Source organism: Holdemania massiliensis AP2, from assembly GCF_000327285.1.
Taxonomy (GTDB): domain Bacteria; phylum Bacillota_I; class Bacilli_A; order Erysipelotrichales; family Erysipelotrichaceae; genus Holdemania; species Holdemania massiliensis.
Genome location: NZ_HE998575.1, coordinates 1 through 2,000, shown reverse-complemented (window position 1 = coordinate 2,000; position 2,000 = coordinate 1). Strand labels below are relative to the sequence as shown.

The window sequence follows — 2,000 nt, the reverse complement described above, 5'->3', positions numbered from 1 at the left end:
CGGGAGTTTGACACTTGAGTGAATCGCATATACAAAAAGTCCTTTATTTAAGGGACTTTTTTTGTCAAGTTTTGTATTTTTTGCGTTGTATGTGTTGTATTTATGTGGTATAATATCTCTGAAGAAGGTGTTTTCTTTGAAACTCTACTATGATAAGCGTCTCTCGGATCCCACTTACTATGCTCAACTAGGCGTTAGAAACGGAAAAAAAACGACTACCCGTAATGTTAAAAATTTTGGTAAGCACTCTCAACTCCTTCTCATTACCGATGACCCTCTTGCCTATGTTCAAGAAGAAATCCGTAAAATGAACGAAGACTATAGAGTCGGGAAAGTTGATATGAATGTTACCCTTAATTTCAATGAGAAGATTCCTAACAAAAATAATGATGCCTATTCAAAATCGGATCTTCTTAATGTCGGCTACTTCTACCTTCAGTCTCTTTATCAAAACCTTCATCTCTCTCAGTTCTTTCATACGATTACTTTGAATTCTAAAATCACCTTTGACTGCGATACGATTCATCGCTTCCTAACATTCGCTCGGATTCTTGATCCTACTTCTAAATATGGAACCTTCGATAAGTTAAGCACTTACTATGAACAGCCGGATTTCTCTTATCAACATATTCTTCGCTTTATGGATATTCTGGATACCCACTCTCAGGAATATATCGAACATCTCTATCATTTCAGTAACCCCCTCGTGAAACGGGATACCTCAGTCCTCTACTATGACTGCACAAACTATTATTTTGAATGTGAAACTTACGATGATGATCTCATGGACGAAGTCACTGGCGAACTTATCAAAGGGCTTCGTCAGTTTGGTGTCAGTAAAGAACACAGACCGAATCCGATTGTTGAAATGGGATTAATCATAGATAACCGAGGCATTCCTGTTTCCATGTGTCTTCATCCAGGAAATACCAGTGAACAGTTAACCGCCATCCCTCTGGAGAAAGAAGTCCTTCACATGTTAGAGGGTAAAGAGTTTATTTATTGTGCCGACGGAGGTCTTGGCTCGTATAACATTCGAAAGTTTAATTCGATGGGAGGCCGAGCCTTTATTGTCACTCAATCCATTAAGAAGCTTTCTGACACATTGAAAGAAGCTGTATTCAATGACTTTGATTACAGGCTTCTGTCCAACAACACTCCGGTTACAATTGAGCACATGATGACCTTTGACCGGCATGATGAGAAAAATATTGATTTGTATAACGACCGCGCCTACAAAATTGTAGAAGCTGATAAGATCGTTGACCTTGGCCTTGTTGAAGAAAAAGTCTATAAGAACGGAAATGTCCGGAAAGTAAAATCGAAAGCAACATTGAAACAGTACCTGATTATCACGTTTTCCAGGAAGATGATGGAATATCAAAGAACGATTCGAAACCGTCAAATCGAACGAGCCAAAAAGCTTTTACAGTTGAAGGATCCTGAGGAAATCAAGAAAGGGCCCAACGATGTCCACCGATTTCTGAAAAGAATCGCGAAAGGAAAAGGCGGAGAAGAGGCCAAAGTTCAGTATGCCTTGGATTTAGAGAAGATTGCTGAAGAAGAAAAATATGATGGATATTATGCCGTTGCTACCAATCTTCAGGATGATGCAAAAACCATCTTGAACATTGCTCAGCAGCGATATAAGATTGAAGATTGTTTTCGAGTGATGAAAACACATTTTAACGGCCGTCCCATCTATCACAGAAAACCGGAAAGAATACGTGCCCATTTTTTGATCTGTTACACCGCTCTTCTCATTTATCGACTGCTCGAATGCCGACTGGAGGATCAGAATACCCACGTTACCACCGATCAGCTGATTAAAACACTGAAAAATATGAATGTCGTCAATGTTCATGATCTCTACTATATAGCAGTTTATCAGGGAAGCAATACCTTGACTGCCTTAGAAAAGGACATGCCGCTGCTTCTTGACAGAAAGTACTATCAACCTAAGGATTTGACAAAAATCATAAAAAAATTATTGAAAGCTT

The 2,000-nt window shown here is 39.0% G+C and carries 1 protein-coding gene; it reads left to right on the top strand.

Annotated elements, in window-relative coordinates; genetic code table 11:
• Positions 1-136: 136 nt before the first annotated feature.
• The coding region (locus tag BN162_RS17485; protein ID WP_020226431.1) for an IS1634 family transposase at positions 137-2,000 on the top strand (1,864 nt) is incomplete at its 3' end.